The 24,862-nt window shown below is 60.6% G+C and carries 20 protein-coding genes; 12 read left to right on the top strand and 8 right to left on the bottom strand.

Going from position 1 to position 24,862, the window contains the following annotated elements; translation table 11 throughout:
* Positions 1-14: 14 nt before the first annotated feature.
* The 6 genes from hisS (at position 15) to G7026_RS13335 (ending at position 6,725) form a co-directional block, all read left to right on the top strand.
* On the top strand, positions 15-1,334 hold the full coding sequence (hisS, locus tag G7026_RS13360) for a histidine--tRNA ligase (protein WP_181071407.1): 1,320 nt from the start codon (positions 15-17) through the stop codon (positions 1,332-1,334).
* Positions 1,331-1,972, top strand: coding sequence for a YfgM family protein (locus G7026_RS13355; RefSeq protein ID WP_181071406.1), 642 nt, complete (start codon positions 1,331-1,333; stop codon positions 1,970-1,972). The genes hisS and G7026_RS13355 overlap by 4 nt, the downstream gene beginning before the upstream one ends.
* Positions 1,973-1,976: 4 nt before the next feature.
* A complete protein-coding gene (gene bamB, locus G7026_RS13350) occupies positions 1,977-3,122 on the top strand; it encodes an outer membrane protein assembly factor BamB (protein ID WP_181071405.1) in 1,146 nt (381 codons plus the stop codon).
* A gap of 93 nt (positions 3,123-3,215) precedes the next feature.
* A complete protein-coding gene (gene der, locus G7026_RS13345; RefSeq protein ID WP_181071404.1) occupies positions 3,216-4,697 on the top strand; it encodes a ribosome biogenesis GTPase Der in 1,482 nt (493 codons plus the stop codon).
* Positions 4,698-4,794: 97 nt separating this feature from the next.
* Positions 4,795-5,943: a pyridoxal phosphate-dependent aminotransferase gene (locus G7026_RS13340; RefSeq protein WP_181071403.1), complete on the top strand. Its 1,149-nt coding sequence runs from the start codon at positions 4,795-4,797 to the stop codon at positions 5,941-5,943.
* Positions 5,940-6,725 carry an amidohydrolase gene (locus G7026_RS13335; RefSeq protein WP_181071402.1) on the top strand — a complete coding sequence of 262 codons (786 nt, stop codon included), beginning with the start codon at positions 5,940-5,942 and terminating at the stop codon, positions 6,723-6,725. The genes G7026_RS13340 and G7026_RS13335 overlap by 4 nt, the downstream gene beginning before the upstream one ends.
* A gap of 3 nt (positions 6,726-6,728) precedes the next feature.
* Here the strand turns inward: G7026_RS13335 and G7026_RS13330 are convergent, their stop codons facing one another.
* The 7 genes from G7026_RS13330 to xseA form a co-directional block, all read right to left on the bottom strand.
* A complete protein-coding gene (locus G7026_RS13330) occupies positions 6,729-8,081 on the bottom strand; it encodes an APC family permease (RefSeq protein WP_181071401.1) in 1,353 nt (450 codons plus the stop codon).
* Positions 8,082-8,083: 2 nt separating this feature from the next.
* A complete protein-coding gene (locus G7026_RS13325; protein WP_181071400.1) occupies positions 8,084-8,887 on the bottom strand; it encodes a methyltransferase domain-containing protein in 804 nt (267 codons plus the stop codon).
* Between the two features lie 199 nt (positions 8,888-9,086).
* Positions 9,087-10,130 carry a methyl-accepting chemotaxis protein gene (locus tag G7026_RS13320; RefSeq protein WP_181071399.1) on the bottom strand — a complete coding sequence of 348 codons (1,044 nt, stop codon included), beginning with the start codon at positions 10,128-10,130 and terminating at the stop codon, positions 9,087-9,089.
* Positions 10,131-10,439: 309 nt separating this feature from the next.
* Entirely contained in the window at positions 10,440-12,110 is a 1,671-nt protein-coding gene (gene leuA, locus G7026_RS13315) for a 2-isopropylmalate synthase (protein WP_181071398.1), read from the bottom strand.
* Between the two features lie 412 nt (positions 12,111-12,522).
* Positions 12,523-13,839 carry a mechanosensitive ion channel family protein gene (locus tag G7026_RS13310; protein WP_181071397.1) on the bottom strand — a complete coding sequence of 439 codons (1,317 nt, stop codon included), beginning with the start codon at positions 13,837-13,839 and terminating at the stop codon, positions 12,523-12,525.
* A gap of 206 nt (positions 13,840-14,045) precedes the next feature.
* Positions 14,046-14,873 (bottom strand): M23 family metallopeptidase, encoded by an 828-nt coding sequence (locus G7026_RS13305; RefSeq protein WP_181071396.1) that lies wholly within the window; start codon positions 14,871-14,873, stop codon positions 14,046-14,048.
* A 100-nt stretch (positions 14,874-14,973) separates the two neighbouring features.
* The gene (gene xseA, locus G7026_RS13300) at positions 14,974-16,350 is read right to left on the bottom strand and encodes an exodeoxyribonuclease VII large subunit (protein ID WP_181071521.1); all 1,377 of its coding nucleotides are present in this window, start codon (positions 16,348-16,350) and stop codon (positions 14,974-14,976) included.
* A 286-nt stretch (positions 16,351-16,636) separates the two neighbouring features.
* Between xseA and guaB the strand changes: the two genes are divergently transcribed.
* The 6 genes from guaB to G7026_RS13270 all read left to right on the top strand — a co-directional run bounded on the left by guaB (position 16,637) and on the right by G7026_RS13270 (position 24,066).
* Entirely contained in the window at positions 16,637-18,106 is a 1,470-nt protein-coding gene (gene guaB, locus G7026_RS13295; RefSeq protein WP_181071395.1) for an IMP dehydrogenase, read from the top strand.
* Positions 18,107-18,223: 117 nt separating this feature from the next.
* Positions 18,224-19,804: a glutamine-hydrolyzing GMP synthase gene (gene guaA, locus G7026_RS13290; protein WP_181071394.1), complete on the top strand. Its 1,581-nt coding sequence runs from the start codon at positions 18,224-18,226 to the stop codon at positions 19,802-19,804.
* An 889-nt stretch (positions 19,805-20,693) separates the two neighbouring features.
* Positions 20,694-21,707 (top strand): sialic acid TRAP transporter substrate-binding protein SiaP, encoded by a 1,014-nt coding sequence (locus tag G7026_RS13285; RefSeq protein ID WP_219858423.1) that lies wholly within the window; start codon positions 20,694-20,696, stop codon positions 21,705-21,707.
* Between the two features lie 38 nt (positions 21,708-21,745).
* The gene (locus G7026_RS13280) at positions 21,746-22,291 is read left to right on the top strand and encodes a TRAP transporter small permease (protein ID WP_219858422.1); all 546 of its coding nucleotides are present in this window, start codon (positions 21,746-21,748) and stop codon (positions 22,289-22,291) included.
* Between the two features lie 20 nt (positions 22,292-22,311).
* Positions 22,312-23,610 (top strand): TRAP transporter large permease, encoded by a 1,299-nt coding sequence (locus tag G7026_RS13275; RefSeq protein WP_181071393.1) that lies wholly within the window; start codon positions 22,312-22,314, stop codon positions 23,608-23,610.
* Positions 23,611-23,613: 3 nt separating this feature from the next.
* A complete protein-coding gene (locus G7026_RS13270; RefSeq protein WP_181071392.1) occupies positions 23,614-24,066 on the top strand; it encodes a type II 3-dehydroquinate dehydratase in 453 nt (150 codons plus the stop codon).
* On the opposite strand, the gene G7026_RS13265 is transcribed toward G7026_RS13270, so the two are convergent.
* The gene (locus G7026_RS13265) at positions 24,059-24,745 is read right to left on the bottom strand and encodes a GntR family transcriptional regulator (protein ID WP_181071391.1); all 687 of its coding nucleotides are present in this window, start codon (positions 24,743-24,745) and stop codon (positions 24,059-24,061) included. The genes G7026_RS13270 and G7026_RS13265 overlap by 8 nt on opposite strands.
* Between the last annotated feature and the right edge of the window lie 117 nt (positions 24,746-24,862).

Here is a 24,862-nt window from a genome sequence, read left to right as displayed (position 1 = left end):
CCTAAGGAAAATACTTGAGCAAGTCCCTGCAAGCCATCCGTGGCATGAACGACATCCTGCCCGGACAGACGCCCGTTTGGCGCTATCTGGAAAGCACTTTCGCCGAATTGCTAGACGCCTACGGCTACAGCGAAATCCGCCTGCCTATTCTCGAGTTGACCGAATTGTTCGCCCGTGGCATTGGCGAGGGCACCGACGTGGTCGACAAGGAAATGTACACTTTCCTCGACCGCAACGAGGAATCGCTCACCCTGCGCCCTGAAGGCACCGCCGGCTGCGTTCGGGCCGTGCTCGAACACGGCATGACGGGTGGCGGACAGGTGCAGAAGCTTTGGTACACCGGCCCGATGTTTCGCTACGAGAAACCGCAGAAGGGGCGCTATCGCCAGTTCCATCAGATCGGCGTAGAGGTGTTCAACCAGCCCGGACCCGATGTCGATGCCGAGCTGATCATCCTTACGGCCCGTCTGTGGAAGCAGCTGGGTATGGCCGATGCCGTTACCTTGCAGCTCAACAGTCTGGGTTCCAGCGAAGCCCGGGCGACCTATCGGGACGCCTTGGTGGCCTATCTTCAGCAGCGCTTCGATCAGCTCGACGAAGACAGCCAGCGCCGCCTGACCACTAATCCGCTGCGTATCCTCGACAGCAAGAATGCACAGACGCAGGCCCTGCTGGCCGATGCGCCGACCTTGCACGATTATCTAGACGAGGAATCACGGGCGCATTTTGAAGGGCTCAAGGCGCGCCTGGACGCTGTCGGCATCGCCTATGAAATCAACCCCAAGCTGGTGCGCGGGCTGGATTACTACGGCAGAACGGTTTTCGAGTGGGTCACCGATCGCCTGGGTGCTCAGGGTACGGTCTGCGCCGGTGGTCGCTATGACGGTCTGATCACTCAGTTCGGTGGCAAGCCCACGCCGGGCGTCGGCTTTGCGATGGGCGTCGAGCGGCTGGTGCTGCTGCTGGAAACCCTGGCGCTCGTACCCGAGCACCTGGCGCGTCCGGCTCACGTCTATGTCTGCGCATTCGGCGAAGCGGCGGAACTCGCTGCCGTGGCGTTGGCCGAGCGGTTGCGAGACGCGCTGCCGGGGCTGCGCTTGTTGGTCAATGCCGGCGGAGGCAGCTTCAAAAGCCAATTCAAGAAGGCGGACAAGAGCGGCGCGCGCTTCGCCCTGATTCTGGGAGAGGACGAGCTGGCGGGTCGCGTGGTAGGTTGCAAGCCGCTGCGCGACGATAGCGAGCAGGAAAACATTGCCTGGGATGCTCTGCCCGAGCGTCTGGCTGTCTGCTTCGAGCAGGCTGAGACTAAGCGAACAAAAGGAGTGTCGGTGTGACCTCGGGTACTGAAGACGAACAAATCGCGCAAATGAAAGATTGGTGGCGGCGTAACGGGATGCCATTGCTGATTGGCGCCGTGCTGGCTCTGGCTCTGGTTTTTGGCTGGCAAGCCTGGCAGAACCATCAGGTCAACAAGGCCCAGGGCGCGTCAGCGCTTTATCAGCAACTGCTCGATGCCTCGCTCAATACGGGCAGCGTCGATGCTGCCGAAGTGGCGCGGCTGGGCACCGAACTGAAGAACAACTACGCCGGGACTCACTACGCCCAGTACGGCAGCCTTTTCATGGCCAAGGTCGCAGTTGAGGCAGGTCAGCTCGATGACGCGGCCAGCGAGTTGCGTGCGGTGCTGGACAAGCCGGTCGACAAGACCATCGAAGAGCTGGCCCGTCAGCGTCTGGCGCGAGTTCTGTCCGCCCAGGACAAGGCCGATGAAGCCTTGAAGCTGCTCGACGGCGAAGCCGAGAAAGCCTTTGCGGCGAGCCGCGAGGAGCTGCGCGGCGACCTGCTGGTGCAGCTGGGTCGCACCGATGATGCGTTTGCCGCCTATAGCAAGGCCAAGCAGTCCCTGTCGCAGGATGCCGCCGTTGGCGGTCTGCAATTGAAACTCGATGATCTGGCCAAAGGGGAGGCGTGACGTGATGCGTTGGAAGATTGCCGCGCTGTTGTCCCTTGTCGTGCTGGCTGCCGGTTGCAGCAGTAGCAGCAAGGAGCCCGAACCGGCCGAGCTGCAGAAGTTCGATGCCGAGATCCGGCTCGATCAGGAGTGGAGCCGCTCGATCGGCAAGGGGCAGGGCAAGACCTACAACCTGCTTGTCCCGGTCGTGTATGGCGACCAGATCTTCGCCAGCGATGTTCGCGGACGGGTGATGTCGATGGATCGCTTCACCGGCAAGGTGGAGTGGCGCAAGGATCTGGATGAGCCGGTCGCCGGCGGGGTAGGTGCCGGTTATGGCCTGATCCTGATCGGTACCCTCAAGGGTGAGGTCATTGCGCTGGACGCTGCCAGTGGTGAAGAGCGCTGGCGTAGCCAGGTCGGCAGCGAAGTGCTCGCCGCACCGGCAATCAACGGCGACATCGTCGTCGCCCAGACCCAGGACGACCGCCTGGTCGCGCTGGAAATGGATACCGGGACCCAGCGCTGGGCCTACGAAAGTTCTCCCGCAGTGCTTACGCTGCGTGGCACCGGAGCACCGGTGCTCACCAACCAGCTGGCGATCGCGGGTCTTTCCAGTGGCCGTGTCGTCGCGCTGGATACCCGCGGTGGCCTACCGGTCTGGGAACAGCGGGTGGCCGTGCCCCAGGGGCGTTCCGAGCTCGAGCGCGTGGTCGATATCGACGGCGGTCTGCTGCTCTCCGGCGGCACGCTTTACGTGGTCAGCTATCAAGGGCGTGTCGCTGCGTTGGAGCTGGAAAGCGGCCGTATACTGTGGCAGCGCGAGGCGTCGAGTTCCGGTGGTGTAGCGCTCGGTTACGGCAGCGTGTACCTGAGCCTGGCCAATGGCACCGTCGAAAGCATCGATGAGCGCTCGACTACCGCCCTGTGGAGCAATGACCAGCTGGCGCGCCGTCAGCTTTCGGCACCCGAAGTGCTGTCGAGCTATGTGGTGGTCGGCGATTTTGAAGGCTATCTGCACTTCCTGAGTCAGGTCGATGGCCGTTTCGTCGCACGTACCCGGATCGAGAGTGCCGGCGTGCGGGTGCGTCCGGTGGTTTCCGGCGACTGGCTGTATGCCTATGGCAACGATGGCAAGCTGGTAGCGCTGACCATCCGCCAGAGTGACTGATCGGCGCCAGTAGCTGCCGCGTCAGGGTTCAATAGCCGGCCGCTGCCTTGCAGCGGCCGTTGTGTTTTCTGAATTATCGAGTTGGAGAGCCGCATGGTTCCCGTTATCGCCCTGGTGGGTCGGCCGAACGTCGGCAAGTCCACCCTGTTCAACCGGCTGACCAAAAGCCGCGATGCCATCGTCGCCGAATACGCTGGGTTGACCCGCGATCGCCAGTATGGCGAGGCCAAGTGGCAGGGTCGCACTTACATCGTCATCGATACCGGCGGTATTTCCGGAGACGAGGAAGGCATCGACGCGAAGATGGCCGAGCAGTCGCTGCAGGCGATCGAGGAGGCTGATGCGGTCTTGTTCATGGTCGATTCGCGCGCTGGCCTGACGGCCGCCGACCAGATGATCGCCGAGCATCTGCGCAAGCGGAACAAGCGCAGCTTTCTGGTCGCCAACAAGGTCGATAGCGTCGATCCGGATATTGCGCGTGCCGAGTTCAGTCCGTTGGGCCTTGGCGATGCACTGCCGATTGCCGCGGCCCACGGTCGTGGCATCAGCCACATGCTGGAAGCGGCGCTGGGCATCTTCCCTAAAGACCAAGAGCCGCAACCGGACGCCGAAGAGGCGGGCGAAGAGGTGGTCGCCGAAGGCCAGGAGCTTTCGCGGATTCCCGGGCCGAGCGAAAAGGACGGGATCAAGATCGCCATCATCGGCCGGCCCAACGTCGGCAAGTCGACCCTGGTCAACCGCATGCTCGGCGAGGAGCGGGTGATCGTTTATGACCAGGCGGGAACCACGCGCGACAGTATCTACATCCCCTTCGAGCGCGACGAAGAGAAGTACACGCTGATCGATACCGCAGGCGTACGCCGCCGCGGCAAGATCTTCGAGGCGGTGGAAAAGTTCTCGGTGGTCAAGACGCTGCAGGCGATCCAGGACGCCAACGTGGTGATCTTCGTGATGGATGCACGGGAAGGGGTAGTGGAGCATGACCTGAACCTGCTCGGGTTCGTGCTGGAAACCGGGCGAGCGCTGGTCATCGCGCTGAACAAGTGGGATGGCATGGAGCCGGGCGAGCGCGACTACGTTAAGACCGAGCTGGAGCGCCGGCTATTCTTCGTCGATTTCGCCGATATCCACTTCATCTCCGCCAAGCACGGTACCGGGGTCGGGCACCTGTACAAGTCGGTGCAGGCATCGTTCAAGTCGGCGATCACCCGCTGGCCGACCAGCCGTCTCACGCAGATCCTCGAGGACGCGGTTCAGGAACACCAGCCGCCGTTGGTCAACGGTCGTCGAATCAAGCTCCGCTATGCGCATCTGGGCGGTGCCAACCCGCCGCTGATCGTCATCCACGGCAACCAAGTGGATGCGGTGCCCAAGTCTTATTCCCGCTACCTGGAAAATACTTACCGGCGGGTGCTCAAGCTAGTCGGTACGCCGATCCGCATCGAGTACAAGGGCGGCGAGAACCCCTTCGAGGGCAAGAAGAACACTCTGACCGACCGTCAGGTGAACAAGAAGCGCCGCCTCATGTCGCACCACAAGAAGGCCGATAAGAAGCGCCGCGACAAGAAACGTTAGCCCCCAATGACTGGCGGACGCCATCGCAGGCGCTCGCCGGTGCTCGGTGGAAACCGCTTGCGTTTTCCGCCTGATGTGGACTCAGCCGGGTATCTCGATGATCCAGAGCAAATTGCCGAACGTCGGCACCACCATCTTCACGACCATGTCCCAGCTCGCGGCGCAGACCGGGGCGCTGAATCTGTCCCAGGGTTTTCCCGACTTCGATGGGCCGGACGCATTGCGCGAAGCCGTGGCACGCCATGTCATGAACGGCCACAACCAGTACGCGCCGATGCCGGGCCTGCCGGCGCTGCGCGAGCAGATCGCGAGCAAGGTCGCCAGGCTCCATGGCCGCGCGGTCAGCGCGGGTGACGAGGTGACCGTCACGCCCGGCGCCACCCAGGCGATCTTCTGCGCCATCCATGCGGTGATTCGCCCGGGTGACGAAGTCATCGTCTTCGACCCCTGCTATGACAGCTACGAGCCGGCCACCGAGTTGGCCGGAGGACGCTGCGTGCACGTCGCTCTGACACCTCCGTCATTCGCCATCGACTGGCAACAGCTGACCGATGCGCTGTCGCCGCGCACGCGGATGATCATTCTCAACAGCCCGCACAACCCGAGCGGCACGCTGATCGGCCGCGCCGAGCTGGAACGCCTGGCCGAGCTGATTCGTGGTCGGGACATCTACCTGCTCAGCGACGAGGTCTACGAGCACCTGGTGTTCGACGGCGTCAGCCATGCCAGCGTACTTGGCCACGAGGAGCTTTATCAGCGCGCCTTCGTGGTGAGCTCGTTCGGCAAGACTTATCACGTGACGGGCTGGAAGACCGGCTATGTAATCGCACCGCCGGCCTTGACCGCCGAGCTGCGCAAGGTTCACCAATACGTCAGTTTCTGCGGCGTGACGCCGCTGCAGTATGCGCTTGCCGACTTCATGGCCGAGCATCCCGAGCATGTGGATGCGCTGCCAGCGTTCTATCAGGCCAAGCGCGATCTGTTCTGCGATCTGCTGGCCAAGTCGCGCTTCGCCTTCACCCGCGCGGCCGGCACCTATTTCCAGTTGGCCGACTATTCTGCGATCAGGCCGGATCTGGACGATGTCGCGATGGCGCAGTGGATGACCCGCGAACATGGTGTGGCGACTATCCCTATCTCGGTGTTCTACCAGAGCCCTCCTGAAGATCTGAAGCTGGTGCGGTTCTGCTTCGCCAAGCGAGAAGACACGTTGCGCCAGGCCGCCGAGAGGTTAGCCGTCTTATGACTACGCACCATGATCTCGATATCGCGCTGATCCAGACGAGCCTCGTCTGGCAGGACGCCGCCGCCAACCGCGACCATTTCCAGCAGTTGCTGCAACAGGCGCGTGGCGCCGATTTGGTGGTGCTGCCGGAAATGTTCACCACCGGTTTCTCGATGCATTCCGAGCATCTGGCGGAGGCGGAGGATGGTCCTAGCGCGCAGTGGTTGCGCGAGCAGGCGGCGGCGCTGGAGGCCGTCGTCTGTGGCAGCTTGATCGTCCGCGATGAGGCTGGTTTTTATCGCAATCGCCTGCTGTGGGCGCGGCCCGACGGCCAACTGCTGCACTACGACAAGCGTCACCTGTTCCGGATGGCCGGTGAGCACAAGCACTACAGTGCGGGCAGCCGCCAGGCGGTGTTCGAGCTCAAGGGTTGGCGGGTGCGGCCGTTGATCTGCTACGACCTGCGTTTTCCGGTCTGGAGTCGCGATGCAAGGGGCACTGATCTGCTGTTGTACACGGCCAACTGGCCGGCGGCACGGCGCCTGCACTGGAACCGCCTGCTACCGGCCCGGGCGATCGAAAACCTCTGCTATGTGGTCGCGGTCAATCGGATCGGCGAGGACGGCAAGGGGCACGCCTACAGCGGCGACAGCCAGGTCCTGGATTTCCATGGCGAACCGCTGCTCGAAGCGCACGCCGACGAGGGTGTTTTCCGGGTCAGGTTGTCGGCGGCCGAACTTGCGGCGCACCGTGAGCGCTTCCCTGCGCATCAGGATGCCGACGACTTCGAGCTGAGCCTGTAGGGCTCAACTCTCGAGGGTTTCCGCTACCAGAGCCGGACGGCTCAGCAACAGCAGTGGCAGGCCGAGCACCAGCACCAGTAGCCCGAGCAAGGCGCCCAGCCCCGCATACAGCGTGCTCGAGATGAACAGCCCCAGGCAGCTGCAGGCGAAGATCAGCGGCAGCAGCGGGTACAGCGGCACGCGGAAGGGGCGCGGCACATGCGGCTGCAGCTTGCGCAGACGCAACAGCGAAAGCGCCGTCATGCACATGAAGAACCAGAACACCGGCGCGGTGTAGGCGACCATCGCCTCCACGCCGCTCTGGCTCAGGGCTCCGAACAGGATCAGCAGCAGCGTGATGGCGCCCTGGACCAGCAGCGCGCGTACCGGCGTCGAGCCGCGCTCGTTCCATGCGCCGAGCATGCTCAGCTGGGGAACGTCGCGCCCCAGTGCGTAATACACGCGAGCCCCGGTTAGGATGGTCGCGTTGATGGTACTCAGGGCGGTGAAGCAGATCAGCAGGCTCAGCGCCAGGGCCGCCCAGTTTCCGGCCACCAGGGCCATCAGGTCGGCACCGATGGCATTCGACTGGCTCAGCGCCTGCAGACCGAAGATCTGCAGGAAGGCGACATTGGCCAAAAGGTAGAGCGTGGTCACCACCAGGGTGCCCAACAGCAGTACCCGGCTCATGTTACGGCCCGGGTCGCGTAGTTCGCCCGACAGATAGGCCGCCTCGTTCCAGCCGCCATAGGTCAGCAGCACGAACACCATGCCCATGCCCAGCATGCCGATGCTGGTTCCGCCGCCGGTCGGCTGAGCGGCAACCACCGGCTCGGCCTGGGCCGAAGAGAGCAGCCCAGCCAGCATCACGCTTGTCAGGGCCAGCACGGTCAGGCCACTCAAGACGACCTGGATACGTTTGGATTCGCGCGTGCCGAGGACGTTGAGCGTGGTCAGCAGCAACACCGAGAGCGCCGCGTGCAGGGCACCGCCATAATCGCCGAGCGGTATCAGGCGCTGCGCGTAGTCGCCATAGATGAACGCCACCGCGGCGATGGCGCCCGTTTGAATGACGGTGCCGCGGGCCCAGGCGAACATCAGCCCCAGCTGACGCCCCCAAGCCTTGCACAGGTAGTGGTATTCGCCGCCTTCGTCCGGAAAACTCGAGCCGAGTTCGGCATAGCAGAGCGCGCCGACCAGCATGAGCACACCGCCAGCCAGCCAGAAGCCGATGTACATCGTCGTGCTGTCGGCGTGCTGGGCAACCAGTGGCGGGAAGCCGAAAATGCCGACGCCCACGACGACGCCCACCAGCACGGCGACGCCGTCCAGGACGGAAAGCCCACCACTGTGCAGGGGCTGGGCTTGAGGACTCATGCTCAAGTCCGGCGCGCGCTCCAGTTGGATACGGCCCCTTCCCCAGAGAGTGCGGTGATGCGATCACCCTCGACCTTGCCCATGTAGAGCTTGCCGCCCACGTTGAAGCGCAACACTTCGCCCTCCAGGCTGCCGATCACGGCGTTCTGCAGGCCGCCGGACTGGGCGGTGCCTTCGACCTGCTGGAATTGCTGCTGTAGGTCAACGGTGAAGTTGCCATCGCCGTCATTGACTTCCCAGCGGCCATCGACCTTGGCTGGCACTATCCAGAGGTAGACGTAGCTGCCACCGATGTAGTCGCTACGATCGGCCTGCCACTCGTCCATGCTGAAGGCATGCGACACCACCCGTGTGCCCGGCTTGAGCGTATCGAGAATGACCGGACGCAGGCGCAGGTTGACCCGCGGCAAGAGGTACATGGTCAGTACCGTGGCGTCTGAGATGTCCTTCTTGAACAGGTCGCCCTGTTCGAAGGTGACCTTGTCGGATACGCCGGCCGACTCGGCGTTGGCCTCGGCTTCGCGGATGCGCTCGGGGTCCAGGTCGATACCCAGGGCCGAGCGAGCGCCGCGGTCGCGTACCGCCGCGATGGCGATGCGGCCGTCGCCCGAGCCGAGATCGATGACAGTGTCGTCCGAGTTCACGTCCGCCATTTCCAGCATTCGCGCCACGACATGATCGGGCGTCGGCACGTAGGGGACATCCAGCTGCGGAGCGTTCTGGGCATGGGCGGGAAGCAGCGTGGTGAGCAAAAGCAAGGGCAGGGCGGTCAGAAAGACGGGACGGCGAACGGACGCGAGCGGCATGGGTGTTACTCCCTTGGCAAGTTCGGGCCCCGTACGGTTGGACGGGGCGCTAATGTCCCGACCCATGTCTGGCTTCAAGGTTCTGAGAACGCCTTGGAAAATTTTCCAGCGGCGTTCGGTGCTTACCCGGCAAGGCCCGGATGGCGGGCGTCGATGGCGACCGGCTACCTTGTAACGCCATGTAAAAGCACGACGCCGTTTAACGCCTTTCTTCAGGGAGCGCCTGTTCGATCACGCCGTACCAGCCCATGCCTGGATAGGTTTCGAACCCTGGCGTAAGGGCGTAGGCCTGGATCTGTTGCTCGGTCACCTTGCGGTAGCCACTGGCCTGCTCGTGGGCAACCTCGATGCGGACCGGCTCGCCCAGGGTTGCCTTGGGATCGGAGCTGGCGATGAGGCGGTGATCGGCATCGATCAACATGCAGCGGCTACGGGGGCGTTCCTCATCGCTCAGGCGAACGCCCTTGATCACGGCATTGGCCTGGTTCTGCCAGTCGAAGAAGACGCCGATCACGCCGAGGATCTCGCCGTTGCTCTTGCCACTGGCCCGCACCGCGGCACTGAACGCGCAGGTGACGGCGTCGCCGAGCAGCGGCTCGCGCATCACCGGCGAGCAATGGTACTGGTCGCCGCTCTGGTGGCGCAGCGCCTCGCGAAACCAGGGGGAGCCAGCAACCCGTGCGCCAAGAGCCTGGGGGTGCGCCTTGGGCCTTCCGCACGCAATGACCTTGCCCTGGCGGTCAGCCACCCAGATGTCCATATAGACGGTGTAGCTGTCGAGGATGACGCCGAGGCGCCGTCCCGCTTCTGCGCAGGCTACCGGGTCGAGGCTTTCGAGCGCCGAAATCAGCGAAGCGTCGGTAGCCCACCAGCGCACGTCACAGGAACGTTCGTAGAGGTTGCGGTCGATGATTTCGATCATGTGCAGCGCAAGGTCGGCCAGGCGCTGGCCGCGTACATCGAAGCACATGCTCTGGCCAACCTGCGACAGCTCGCTGACGGCCGAGCGCAGGTTGGCCGAGAGCCCATCGGCAATGCCCATCACCCGCTCTGAAATCGATTTGACCTCTTCCGCGACGACCGAAAAACCGCGTCCCGATTCGCCTGCGTGCGCCGCCTCGATCAAGGCATTGATGGCCAGCAGTTTGGTCTCGCGGGTGATCTTCTGAATGTCGGCAATACCGCGCGATGCCAGGGCTTCTACGTCTCTGGACAATTCGACGATGCGTTCGGGCTCTATCATTGCGTTTGGACCTTGAGGCAAGGAGGGGGGCAAGTAGAGGCAGGGTCGAGCAAAAGGGAAATGGGTACGCTGAGCGGCCCTGATTATGTACGGATCGGCCGGACTGGACGGCGGATCGATACGGCGTTCGTCGCGGCTGCGCGTTCGCTTGGGCGAGTGTAGCGAGCGGCGTTGCCGGCCGACATCGCGGCGCGTTCGCAGCTGTGTGATGGGTGTCTCAGAATCGGCGGGCGTGACGGCTGCTTGCGGGCGCAGCCCGGTGTGACCGAGCGGGCCGGACAGGGGCGGGCCCCTGTCCGTTTGCCAGGATCAGGCGGCCTTGGCGTCGGCCTCGCGCAGAGCGCGGTTGAGCGCGCTGAACAGGGCGCGAAAGCTCGCCGTGGTGATGTTCTCGTCGATACCCACGCCATGCAGCGGGCGCTGGCCGTCCAGGCGGATTTCGATATAGGCCGCCGCCTTGGCATGGGCGCCGGCGCCGATGGCGTGCTCGGAGTAGTCCATGATCTCGACCGCAGCCGGCAGCCCCGCCACCAAGGCTTCCAGCGGGCCTTTGCCGATGCCGCGCCAATGCTGCGTCTCGCCGGCGCTGAGCACCTCGACGTCGACTGCGCTGGTGCCGTTTTCCTCTTGCAGGCGATGTCCCTTGAGGGTGTATGGCACGTGGGCCTGCAGGTATTCGCGCTCGAGCAGGCTGTAGATCTGCTCGGCGGTCATTTCCAGGCCCAGCCGATCGGTTTCCTTCTGCACGACCTGGCTGAATTCGATCTGCATGCGGCGCGGCAGGCTGATGCCATATTCCTGTTCGAGAAGGAAGGCGATGCCGCCCTTGCCGGATTGGCTATTGACGCGAATCACCGCCTCGTAGTCGCGGCCGATGTCGGCCGGATCGATCGGTAGATAGGGTACTTCCCAGATCTCGCCGTCCTTTTGCTGGGCAAAGCCCTTGCGAATCGCATCCTGGTGCGAACCGGAGAAAGCCGTATGGACCAGGTCCCCAACGTAGGGATGGCGAGGGTGGACGGGCAGTTGATTGCACTCCTCGACCACCTTGCGCACCGCGTCGATATCGGAGAAGTCCAGTTCCGGGTCGACACCCTGGGTGTAGAGATTCAGCGCAAGGGTGACCAGATCGACGTTGCCGGTCCGCTCGCCATTGCCGAAAAGGCAGCCTTCGACGCGGTCGGCCCCGGCCATCAGGCCGAGCTCGCTAGCCGCGACGCCTGTACCACGGTCGTTGTGCGTGTGCAGGCTGATGATCACGCTGTCGCGTCTATCGATGTGACGACCGAAATATTCTATCTGGTCGGCATAAACGTTCGGCGTGGCCGCTTCGATGGTGGCGGGCAGGTTCAGGATCAGCTTCTGGGCTGGTGTCGGCTGGAATACCTCGATGACCGAGTTGCAGACCTCGACGGCGAAATCGGTCTCGGTGGAGCTAAATACCTCGGGCGAATATTCGAAGCGCCAGTTGGTTTCCGGAGCCTGTGCGGCCAGGCGGCTGATGGTCCGGGCCGCCTTGACCGCGATCTGTACCACGCCGGCCTTGTCCTGATTGAATACGATGCGGCGAAAGCTCGGTGCGGTGGCGTTGTAGTAGTGAACGATGGCCTGCTTGGCGCCCTTGAGCGACTCGAAGGTTCGGCTGATCAGATCGTCGCGCGCCTGGGTGAGCACCTGGATAGTGACGTCGTCCGGGATGTGGCCGCCTTCGATAAGTTCGCGGACGAAGTCGAAGTCCGTTTGCGATGCGGAGGGGAAACCCACTTCGATTTCCTTGACGCCTACCTGAACCAGCGTCTTGAAGAAGCGCATCTTCTTGGCCGCATCCATCGGCTCGATCAGTGACTGGTTGCCATCGCGAAGGTCGGAGCTCAGCCAGATCGGGGCCTGGGTGATCGTCTTCGATGGCCAGGTCCGGTCCGGCAGATTGATGACCGGAAAGGCCCGATACTTCTGCGAGGGATCTTTGAGCATGGTCATGGCGTTGTCCTTGAGCGGGCTCCCGTGTTTGTCTGGCACGGGGTAGAAAATACGGATGGCTGAATGCCTATGGTTCAAATTTAGTGGTTGCTGGTTTCTGGTTGCAAGTGGGGCTAGAAAATTAGTGTTTTATTGCTTTATGCGATGATTTTTAAAATTAAATAATCAGAATGCGCCCAAAGTCCGAGATTCCTTGCGCACCCCTTGATGGTTGGTTCCGCCCCGGGCGCGAGCGGAGCGGACAGGGATCGCAATCAGTGAAAGCGTCGCTCGGGGCGCCCTGCAAGCGGACGGCGCTATGCCGGGCGGTCCGAGTGCGAGACTCAGGGGCAGCAGGCGGCGCTCAAGCCGCCGAAGGGTCGTGAGCGAAGCGCAATCCTCTAGGTTCGGCGCGAACGAGGTGTCTGTACGGTTAGGGCGCCGCTCCCTGGGTTCGGTGTGCGTCGTCCCGTTGGGCCACGCCGCCCTCTGGGTGCCTTAGCAGCATGCTGGCCGAGCCATACCCCTCTCGCATATCGGCGCCGCTTGGGTGCTGGAATACGCGCAAGCCGAATTCGGGAAGAATCGCCAGCAGGTGGTCGAATATGTCCGACTGGATGCTTTCGTAGCTCAACCATTCCACCGTGTTGGTGAAACAGTATATTTCGAGTGGTAGGCCATCGGCCGTGGGACTGAGCTGGCGCACCATCAGGGTCATGTTCTGATGGATACCGCCGTGACTGTGCAGATAGCGCTGAACGTAAGCGCGGAAGCTGCCGATATTGGTAATCCGCCGAGTGTTTACCGGTTCCTCGCCACGCTCGGCCAGCTGCGCATTCCATGCCTGGATTTCCTGGGTCTTCTCGGTCAGGTATTCATCCAGCAGGTTGAAGCGATGGAGACGTTCGCATTCCTCGCTACTCAGGAAATGCACGCTCTGCTGATCGAGATACAGGCTGCGCTTGATGCGGCGACCGCCGCTTTGCTGCATCCCGCGCCAGTTCTTGAACGAGTCGCTGATGAATCGCTTGGTCGGAATGCTCGTGATGGTCTTGTCCCAGTTCTGCACCTTTACCGTGTGCAGCGCGATGTCGATGACGTCGCCGTCGGCGTTCAGTTGCGGCATCTCGATCCAGTCGCCGACGCGAATGATGTCGTTGGACGAGATCTGCACGCTGGCGACCAGGGAAAGGATGGTGTCCTGAAAGATCAGCATCAGGACGGCTGCCATCGCACCCAGTCCGGACAGCAGGATCAGCGGCGATCGATCTATCAGCGTGGCGATGATGAGAATGGTCGCAATCGCATACAGCACGATCTTGATGACTTGCAGGTAGCCCTTGATCGGATGCAGGTGGGCGTCTGCGCGACGCTGGTAAACCAGGTTGATGATGTCCAGCAGCGCCCCGAGTGCGAGGGCAATGGTCAGGACGATGAAGCCGCCACAGACGTTGCGTACGACGGTCACAGCAGCATCGGGCAGGCCTGGCACGGCGGTCACACCGACCGATAGCACCAACGCCGGAACGATGTTTGACAGGCGGTGGATGATGCCCAGGTCCTGCAGGCCCGTCTCACGCGTATGGCGGAGGATCCGGTACAGCCCGCGCACCAGAATCCGCTTTACGACCCAATTGGCCAGCCATGCGGTCGCGATCAGCGCGGCGCTGGCCACCAGGGTCTGAAGTTCAGGATGGGCTCTGAGCCACTCTAACCAGATAGTCACTTGTTCCTGCACGAGGTTCTCCATGTTGGATCAGGGGCGGCCGGCTGCGCCCAGGATGATTGCGATATGGCGGGCTGGTGATGCGAACCCATGGTAGAGGGGCGCTTTCATCCTTTCAAAGACGGATACCCGGTGGCGCATGCCTGGCGCCGATGGATCGAGTCGGCGCCGCTAGGTCATACGGCTCGAATGGCCGCCCGTGACCCGAGACATGCCGTCCCGACGATCTCTTAGCGCTCGAACTTGCCGATGAAGATCGACGGGTCGACCCGCGCGTCGTTGAGGCTGACGTTCCAGTGCAGGTGCGGGCCGGTAGCGCGTCCGGTGGCGCCTACCTTGCCGACCACGCCGCCGCGCGCGACGCTGTCGCCGACCTTCACGTCGATCGCCGAGAGGTGGCAGAACATGCTGATCAGCCCCTGGCCATGGTCGAGAAAGACGGTCTTGCCATTGAAGAAGTAGTCACCCACCAGGATCACCTTGCCGTTGGCAGGGGCCTTGATCGGGGTGCCGGTCTTCGCGGCGAAATCCAGGCCGGAGTGAGGGTTGCGCTCTTCGCCGTTGAAGAATCGACGCAGGCCAAAGGGGCTGGTCAGCGGGCCGTTCACCGGCTTGTCGAACAGCAGATTGCTCGGCTGCGTCTTGCTGAACTGGCGATAGGCGCGGGTCTGCTCGGCCAGTTCCCGCTCGATGCGCTTGAGGTCGTCCGGATTCGGCGTGACCTTGCGCTGATCCTTGAGGGTGATGTGTTGCTCGTGATAGTCGCGACTGCCGACCTGGAATGCCTGGCGCCCCTCAGGTGTGTCGACGAAATGCTCGCCCGGCTTGGCCGCGAGCGGCAGTCCGACGATGGCGATCCAGCGTTTGCCTTCTTCCTTGATCACCAGCACCGGGCGGCCGTCGTAATAGACCGAAGGCACGCTGCTCATGGCATCGCCGAGATCGATTACCGCAACGCCGCCGGGAAAGGGTTTGTTCAGCAGACGGGTGATGAAGCCTTCGGCGTGGGCGGGCAGGGCAAGGAGCAGGGCAAGCGAGAGGGTCAGGGCGCGCAGCATGGGATCATCCGCGGTGGGTGGACGGCTATCCTCGCGCAATCAGCCCCGACGGGGAAGCGCATGGCGTCATAGTGTGGTTCTTTGCAGCGTCTCGCTCGGTTCAAAGCAGTGGCAGCGTGACCGGTTCGAGGTGGTTGTCCTCGACGCGGACCTCGAGCTGGCCCTCGCCCAGTCTGGCCTGGAGGCGCTGGCCCGGTTGGGTCTGGCTGGCACAGCGGATGGCGTGGCCTTGCTCATCGAGCAGGATGCTGTAGCCGCGCCCGAGCGTGGCCAGCGGGCTGACCACGTTGAGCGTCTGACCCAGCCCCGCGAGCTGCTGGCGGCGACTCCTGATCGAGTCGTTCATGGCCCGTGGCAGCCGGGTCGAGAGGTGATCCAGGCGCTGGCGCAGCAGGTGTAGCGTACGCCCCGGATGTTGCGCGGCCAGGCGGGTATCGAGGCGTGCGAGGCGCTCATGGCCGGTGCACAGCCTGCGGTCGATGGCACGCGCCAGGCGTTGTTCGAGGTCGTCGACGCGCTGGGACTGTTGCAGCAGGCGTTCGCCGGGATGGCGCAGGCGACGCGTCAGGCTTTCCAGGCACGCCATGTCGCGTTGTAGCCGATCGCGCATGCGCAGCAGCAAACGCTGACGCAGGCCTTCCAGGCGCTGGCGCAGATCGGCGCTGTGTGGCGCGAGCAGTTCAGCGGCGGCCGAAGGCGTGGGGGCGCGCACGTCGGCGACGAAATCGGCGATAGATACATCAGTCTCGTGGCCGACGGCACTGACGATCGGCGTCACGCAGGCATCGACCGCACGCGCGACCGCTTCCTCGTTGAAACACCAGAGATCTTCCAGCGATCCGCCTCCGCGGGCGAGTATCAGCGCGTCGAAACCCTGCGCATCGGCCAGGGCGAGCGCACGAACGATCTGTGCCGTGGCGTCGCGCCCCTGCACCGCGGTAGGAATCAAGGTGAGCGCTACCTGAGGTGCTCTCCGACGAAACACCGAGATGATGTCGCGTATCACGGCGCCGGTGGGCGAGCTGACGATGCCGATGCGCTGCGGATGAGCGGGTAGGGGCACCTTGCGGTCAGAGGCGAAAAGCCCCTCGGCGTCGAGCTTGGTCTTGAGCGCCTCGAATGCCAGACGCAACGCACCGTCACCGGCTGGCTCGACGCTGTCGAGAATCAGCTGATAGTCGCCGCGCCCTTCGAACAGCGAGACCTTGCCGCGTACCCGCACCGCAAGGCCGTCGCGCAAGGCCTGGCGTACCCGCAAGGCGTTCTGGCGAAACAGCGCACAGCGAACCTGCGCCTGGCCGTCCTTGAGGGTGAAATACACGTGCCCAGACGCCGGCTTGGCCAGGTTGGACAGTTCGCCCTCGACCCAGACCTGGGCGAATACGTCCTCGAGCAGCACGCGGGCGCGCCCGTTGAGCTGGCTGACGGTGAGGACCTCGCGGTCGAGGTTCAGGCGCTGGAAGGGATCGTTGAGCATGGGCGGCATGATAAGGGAAACCACAGGCGCCGCGCAGCGTCCCGCAGAAGAATCGACCCGGCCGAATTCTCACCTCTCGGTGTCGTCATGACGGTCGCGCCCGTAGATGGAGAGCGTATTTCGTAAAGCGTCCGCCTGAGTGCGTTGGCGCTCCTCCAAGCGGCCAATCGAGGGGTGCGTGGCGAGGGCGTCATATCGATGCCGGCGGTGGGAAAACTGCATTGAGGCCGAGGGCCCTGCTCGGTATAATGCCGCGCTTCCTTTTTCCCGCCTGGGAGCCCCCGCCATGCTGCGTATCAGCCAAGAAGCCCTGACTTTTGACGATGTTCTCCTGATCCCGGGATATTCCGAGGTTCTGCCGAAGGACGTCAGCCTCAAGACCCGCCTGACCCGTGGCATCGAGCTCAATATCCCGCTGGTCTCCGCAGCCATGGACACCGTCACCGAAGCGCGTCTGGCCATCGCCATGGCGCAGGAGGGTGGCATCGGCATCATCCACAAGAACATGAACGTCGAGCAGCAGGCTGCCGAAGTGCGCAAGGTCAAGCGCCACGAGACCGCCATCGTTCATGATCCGGTCACCGTGACCCCGGAAACCAAGATCAGCGACCTCTTGCGCAAGGCGCGCGAGCTGGGCTTCTCGGGCTTCCCCGTGGTGTCCGGCAAGGAACTGGTCGGCATTGTCACCGGCCGTGACCTGCGCTTTACGCCGAACGCCGGCGACTCCGTGGCGGCCATCATGACGCCACGCGAAGAACTCATCACCGTCGAGGAGGGCACCGGGCTCGAGCAGATCAAGGCCAAGCTCTACGAGCACCGCATCGAGAAGATGCTGGTGGTCGACGGCAGCTTCCACCTGCGCGGGCTGGTCACCTTCCGCGACATCGAAAAAGCCAAGACCTATCCGCTGGCCTCCAAGGACGAGCAGGGTCGCCTGCGCGTCGGCGCTGCGGTCGGTACGGGCGCGGATACCGAAGAGCGCGTCGCGGCCCTGGCCGCCGCCGGGGTTGACGTGATCGTCGTAGACACTGCCCATGGCCACTCAAAAGGCGTCATCGACCGCGTTCGCTGGGTCAAGGATAATTTTCCGCAGGTACAGGTCATCGGCGGCAACATTGCCACGGCCGAAGCCGCGCTGGACTTGGTCAAGGCCGGCGCCGACGCGGTGAAAGTCGGCATCGGTCCGGGCTCGATCTGCACCACCCGCATCGTCGCCGGTGTCGGCGTACCGCAGATCTCCGCCATCGCCAACGTCTCCGCCGCGCTGGAAGGTACCGGGGTGCCGATGATCGCCGACGGCGGCATCCGTTTCTCCGGTGACCTGTCCAAGGCCATCGTTGCCGGCGCCAACGCCGTGATGATGGGCTCGATGTTCGCGGGTACCGAAGAAGCGCCGGGCGAGGTCGAGCTGTTCCAGGGCCGCTCCTACAAGGCCTACCGCGGCATGGGCTCGCTCGGCGCGATGTCCCAGGCGCAGGGCTCTTCCGACCGTTATTTCCAGGATTCTTCCGCCGGTGCCGAGAAGCTGGTGCCCGAGGGCATCGAAGGGCGCGTGCCTTACAAGGGCGCGCTGTCGGCGATCATTCACCAGCTGATGGGCGGCCTGCGTGCCTCGATGGGCTACACCGGCAGCGCCACCATCGACGACATGCGCACCCGCCCGCAGTTCGTCCGCATCACCGGTGCCGGCATGGCCGAGTCTCACGTCCATGATGTGCAGATCACCAAGGAAGCTCCGAACTATCGAGTGGGCTGATCCGCTCCGCTAAACAGGCGCCGGGAGCTGGAAGCTGAGGGCTGGAAGTCGAGACTTCAGGCTTTCACTTCCAGCTTCCGGCTTTCGGCTTCACGCTCTTTCCGAAGGGAAGTCTCCATGTCTAATCAAGACATTCACGCGCACCGCATCCTGATTCTGGATTTCGGTTCCCAGTACACCCAGCTGATCGCCCGTCGCGTGCGCGAAATCGGCGTGTACTGTGAATTGCATCCGTTCGACATGAGCGACGAGGACATCCGCGATTTCAACCCGCGCGGGATCATCCTCGCCGGCGGCCCGGAGTCGGTCCATGCGGCCAACAGCCCGCGCGCGCCACAGGCGGTGTTCGATCTCAAGGTGCCTCTGTTCGGCATCTGCTACGGCATGCAGACCATTTCCGAGCAGCTCGGCGGTCGCGTGCAGGGTTCGGACGTGCGTGAATTCGGCTACGCCCGCGTCGATCTGGTCGGCAAGTCGCGGTTGTTCGACGGCATCGAAGACCACATGGACGACGACGGCATGTTCGGCCTCGACGTGTGGATGAGCCACGGCGACAAGGTCACCGAGATTCCGGCGGGTTTCCATATCCTGGCCAGCACCCCGAGCTGCCCGATCGCCGCGATGGGTGATGACGAGCGCGGCTACTATGGCGTGCAGTTCCACCCGGAAGTGACCCATACGCGCCAGGGCGGGCGCATTCTGTCGCGCTTCATCCTCGAGATCTGCGGTTGCGAAGCGTTGTGGACGCCGTCCAACATCGTCGACGACGCCGTGCGCCAGGTGCGCGAGCAGGTCGGCAGCGATAACGTACTGCTGGGGCTTTCCGGTGGGGTGGATTCGTCAGTGGTCGCCGCGCTGCTGCACAAGGCCATCGGTGATCAGCTGACCTGCGTCTTCGTCGACAACGGCCTGCTGCGTCTGCATGAGGGCGACCAGGTCATGGCCATGTTCGCCGAGAACATGGGTGTCAAGGTGATCCGTGCCGATGCCGAGGCCCAGTTCCTGGGCAACCTCGAGGGCGAAGCCGACCCTGAGAAGAAGCGCAAGATCATCGGACGCACCTTCATCGACGTGTTCGACGCCGAGGCGAGCAAGCTGCACAACATCAAGTACCTGGCCCAGGGCACCATCTACCCCGACGTCATCGAGTCGGCCGGTGCCAAGAGCGGCAAGGCGCACGTGATCAAGTCTCACCATAACGTTGGTGGTCTGCCCGAGGAGATGAACCTCAAGCTGGTCGAACCGTTGCGCGAGCTGTTCAAGGACGAGGTACGCAAGATCGGCCTCGAGCTGGGCCTGCCCTACGATATGGTCTACCGCCATCCCTTCCCGGGGCCGGGCCTGGGAGTTCGTATCCTCGGCGAGGTGAAGAAGGAGTACGCGGATCTGTTGCGTCGCGCCGATGACATCTTCATCAGCGAGCTGCGCAAGGCCGACTGGTACCACAAGGTCAGCCAGGCGTTCGTCGTTTTCCAGCCGGTGAAATCCGTCGGTGTAGTGGGCGATGGCCGCCGCTACGCCTGGGTCGTCGCCCTGCGCGCCGTGGAAACCATCGACTTCATGACTGCACGTTGGGCGCACCTGCCGTACGAGCTGCTGGAGAAGGTCTCCAACCGTATCATCAATGAGATCGAAGGCATCTCGCGCGTCACCTACGATGTGTCGAGCAAGCCGCCGGCCACCATCGAGTGGGAGTGAAATCAGGTCCTTCGGGGCTACCGCCAGTTATCGATAAATAGCTTTAACGTATTGATTCGCAATGGATACGTAACGGCAGCTATCGGTGACCATCGCCAGCCAGCAGAACAGGGTGGCGGTAGAAGTGGCGGTACGAACCGGAGAGCAGATTGACCCTCCCGTTTACGATCGAGACCGAGCCGGTCTTCGACGGTAAATGTCTCCTCGGGAAAGCGTATTTTTATGCGGCTTTCCCGGCATCGACAGGCTTTCTGGCCTTGACGGTAAAAGCCGTCATGACAGAAGAAGGGCCTCGATGCTGACCGACACCGCACTACGCATCTCAGGCCCAAGGCCAAGCCTGCACGGCTTCCGACCGCGTGACGGTATCGCCAGGCGGTACCGTCACCCTTCGCTACGATTACCGTCTCAATGGATGTTGGGAAACGCTGACCATCGGGCGGTATGGGCCAGCAGGTATTTCGCTGGCCATGACTCGCGAAAAGCTGCTGGAATGCCAAGCGGATGGTCGCCCATCACGCGATACGTTACGTACAGAGTCCTCCTTTACCCGTCCATTGCCACCACGGACAGGGTCACGGTCACGTCCTGCCTGCCCTTGCGGCCGAAAAATCGTTGAACCGTGCTACCTGGCCAGCCCTACTAGCGCGGCCTTGATATCTGGCGTGGCTCTCTGCACCACCAAAAGCAGCGCCTCATGCTAGGCGACCACTTAGACATCCGCGCCTTGGCAAGAGTCTTTATTTGGCGTCGTACGGCCCTTGGCTATTGATTAGCCCATCAAAATGACCGGCCAGGATCGATTTGCGCAGCAGCGAAAAGGCATATATTCTAAGGAATGTAGGACATTCACCGCTTCATCCGATATAAAAATAAGAGGAGCTATACCATGTCTGAATCCATTTCCCGCCCGAAGATGTGCTTCGCCAAAAGCAAAACGCTGGCCTTGATCACAGCGAGCATCGCTTTGTTCACATTCGGTTCAGCTTTCGCTCAGGACGAAAAGAAAGCTCTAAAGTTTTCAGCTGTATTCTCTGAGCAGGATATTCGCGCCGATATGATGCGGAAATTTGCTGAGTCTGTTAGTGAAGATTTCAATGTGAAACTTTACTATGGCGGCAATCTCTTTAAGCAAACTACAGAGATAATGGCAATTCAGCGCGGGAATCTTGAGATGGGCAATATTGCGCCTCAAGATATAGCAACGCAGATTCCAGAGTTTTCCATTCTAAGCTCCGCCTATTTGTTCCGCGACGCAGCCCATATGCGTTCCTTCTTCGACAGCGATGCAGGTCGGCAGATGAAAAGTCTGGCTGAAGATAAGTTAGGCATCCATATTCTGGGGCCTACTTACTTCGGCACGCGTCAAGTTGGTTTGCGGAGTTCGGGTAAGATTGAAACCCCCGAAGATATGAAAAATATTAAGCTACGCATGGCTGCTGGTGACGCTTGGCAGTTCTTGGGTAGAGCATTGGGCGCGAACCCGACCCCCATGGCTTACGCGGAAGTTTATACCGGCCTGCAAACCGGAGCCATTGACGGCCAAGATAACCCGTTGCCTAACGTGAAGAACATGAAGTTTTATGAGGTTCTCGATCAGATCGTTTTGACGTCCCATTTGGTAGGTTACGATCTTCTTGTTGTTGGTAAAAGTGTCTGGGATGAAATGTCAAGCGAGCAGCAAGAAAGGTTCCAGCGCGCCGCCAATGAAGCTATCGACTGGAGCCAAGAGCAGCACTTGGCAAATGAAAAGGAGCTGGTGAGTTTTTTCAAGGAGAAGGGCGTTAAAGTTTACGAACCTAATGTCGAGGCATTTCGAGCCTACGCGCAGAAAATGTACCAAAACTCGGATCTCTCCAAGAATTGGCCAAAGGGGATGCTGGAGCAAGTAAGCGCGATGTAACTCTTCTGGCTTTCAAGTGGGCGTTTAAGGTGTGGTAGATGCAGGCGGTGCCACGCCTTAAAAAGGAGTTGCCAATGTTTAAAATAAGAAAGGCCGGCAGTTGGTTATGTCGACGCGCAGAAAACATTTCAGCGTTTATGCTTGCCGTGATGTTTATCTCTTTCATCGTTCAAGTTGTGTTCCGTTACTTGCTAAACTTCCCGATAGGGACTGCTTCCGAGCTTACGATAGTCATGTGGCTATGGGTTGTCCTGTGGGGGGCATCCTTCGTGCTGCGGGAAGAAGAAGAAATTCGTTTCGACATAGTTTACGGAATGGTGGGCAGGCGAGCCCGACTTGTGATGACGGCGGTGTCCGCTTTAGCCTTGATTTTGATATATGGAATATCTCTGCCGGCGTCATGGGACTACGTCATGTTCATGAAAGTACAAAAAAGCTCCTACCTAAATATACGCTATGATTTCTTGTATTTCATCTACATCATTTTTGCGGTTTCCGTAGTCGGCCGCTATGTGTGGATATTTTTCGCAGCGGTTCGTGGGCGGAGCGTGCGCGAAGTAGGCGTACCAAGCGATATCGAATAAGAATAACTAGGAGCGTAGTAATGAGCGTCGAGCCTTTCACGCTGTGTATATTGTCCATTGTATTCCTAAGTCTGCTAGGGCTTCCTATAGGGCATGCAATGATTGCGTCGTCGATACTATATCTAATGGTGTCTGGATTGGATATGGGGACAGCGGCTGAGCAATTACTTAACGGAATGTTTTCAAGTTACATATTGCTAGCGGTTCCTCTTTTTATACTGGCGGCAGAGCTCATGAATTCGGGAAGCATGACTCTTCGGTTGCTGGGTTTTTGCAACGCAATAGTCGGTCGGTTTCCAGGTGGCTTGGCGTTGGTGAATGTCGCACAGAGCATAGTTTTCGCAGGGATGTCCGGCTCAGCGTTAGCCGATGCCGCTGGCACGGGAAAAATGATGCAGCGCATGATGACCGAGAACAATAAATATCCGGCATCTTTCGCAGCAGCTTTAAGTGCCGCTTCGGCGGTCATTGGTCCAATTATTCCTCCTTCGATACCAATGCTTGTTTACGCATTGGTCTCGGATACGTCGATCGGGTATCTGTTTCTGGCTGGTGTTATCCCAGGTCTGATAATGGGCCTGTTCCAAGCTATCTATATTTTAACCGCAGCCCGGAGGCGAAATTTCCCTCTGGAAGAGCCTGTGCCCCTCAAGAAAATCCCGAAGATTGCTTTTCAAGCGGCACCTGCATTGCTAATGCCTGTTGTGCTTCTAGGGGGGATCTATGGTGGAGCAACGACACCTACTGAGGCCGCCGCGGTGGCTGCGCTATATGCTTTGCTGATTTCGGTGCTGTTATACCGTAGTGTCACCTTTCGCGCCTTTTATGATTCGCTGCTGTCCAGCGCACGAACGACCGCTTCGATAGGTATGCTGATCGCGGGAGCGCTTGTCTTTAACTATGTTGTAACCGTTGAAGACCTGCCCTCAGCACTTAGCTTGTGGCTGGCGGGCTTCGATCTTTCTCCAACTGGTTTTTTGCTGACTGTCACCGCCTTGCTTCTGGTTTTAGGCTGTTTGCTCGAAGGGACGACCATACTTTTGGTGATTGTTCCCGTGCTTATTCCGGCGGCGCAAAGTCTCGGTATTGACTTGGTTCACTTTGGCGTAATTTGTGTCGTCAATATTATGATTGGCTTGATCACGCCACCCTATGGGCTATTGCTTTTCGTGATGTCCAATATTTCAAAGCGGCCATTGAAAGAGATTGTTTCTGAGATATTTCCACTTTTGATTGTGATGCTCGCAGCGCTGCTGTTGTTTACGCTGGTGCCTGAGATTGTACTTTGGCTTCCAAGAACATTCGGATATAAAGGTTGATTCATGTCAAACGCCATTTACATTTTAAACGGTCCAAACCTCAATCGTTTGGGAAAGCGTGAGCCTGAGATTTACGGCACTACGACTTTAGCTGACATAGAAAGCATGTGTAACGAAGCTGCGGGTAAGTTTCCTATCGTTTTCCGTCAAACCAACTCGGAGACCCAGCTGATAGAGTGGGTGCACGAGGCAACCGACGTTGCAGCCGGCATCATAATAAATCCCGCCGCATATACGTTTACGTCAATGGCATTGATGGATTCACTTAAAATGTTCCCTAGACCTAGCATCGAGCTCCATATTTCCAATATCCATAGGCGAGAGCCGATTTACCATAAGTCGCTCATGTCCGGAGTCGTCACGTCGGTAATTGCCGGGCTGGGCGCTATGGGCTATCCCATTGCCGTACAGGCGCTTTGTAGGCTTGTCGAAAAAGAACAAAATAAAATCAGTTAGGAATCCTGCCTGTGGATAGAACATGATTCAAGCCGCTCTGCACGTGACTGGTTAGCAAGGTTACTGCTGCTTCTGTCTTACGAGAAAGCACCAATTCCTTCAGTTGGGAGTGCTCTTTTGCGGCAGCTTCACCGCGAAACGATAGAGCTAACATGTGGTAGCGGATATAGCGGTCAAAAGTGGTCGAGTGCGCAGCCATCATTGCAGGTGACTCACAAGCTGAGATGGTTGCATGGTGAAACTCCCAGTCCTGCTGTACCCACTGCTCGACCTGGGTAAGGTCTCCTTCTACCAATTTTGACTCAATAGACTGAAGTATGTAATGAGATGAAACCACACGGGCTTCCCATTGGAGATCGCCGCTAGCGATGGATTGCCGCAGTGCTTGGGTTTCAAGTAGCAGTCGCAATGCTGCGATATCTTTTAAGCCGGACGCAGATACACTGGAAACTTCAAAGCCTCGTTGTCCTTCGGCGACAACAAACTCCTCGGCGGTAAGGCGACTCAATATCTCACGTAACGTGGAAATTGCGACGCCATACTGAGATTTTAGCTGGTCGAGACGCAGCTTTTGCCCCGGCCTAAGTTTTCCGCGAATAATATCAGAGCGTATTTTTCTAAAAGCAATTTCGCCGGCTGTTTCGTTTTCGTGACTTTCGAAAATTGATTTTCGCTTCATAGGGTTCTGCTGTCTCACGCATATACTTGGTTTAGATGGTCGTATAGCCCAAAAATGATAACACACGGGCTTTATTTAAAGAAAGATAACCGTCAGGGGGGAGTTCCGACGGCTTGG

This window comes from Stutzerimonas azotifigens (assembly GCF_013522725.1).
GTDB classification, from domain to species: Bacteria; Pseudomonadota; Gammaproteobacteria; order Pseudomonadales; family Pseudomonadaceae; genus Stutzerimonas; species Stutzerimonas azotifigens_A.
This window is presented reverse-complemented; position numbering and strand designations above follow the sequence as displayed.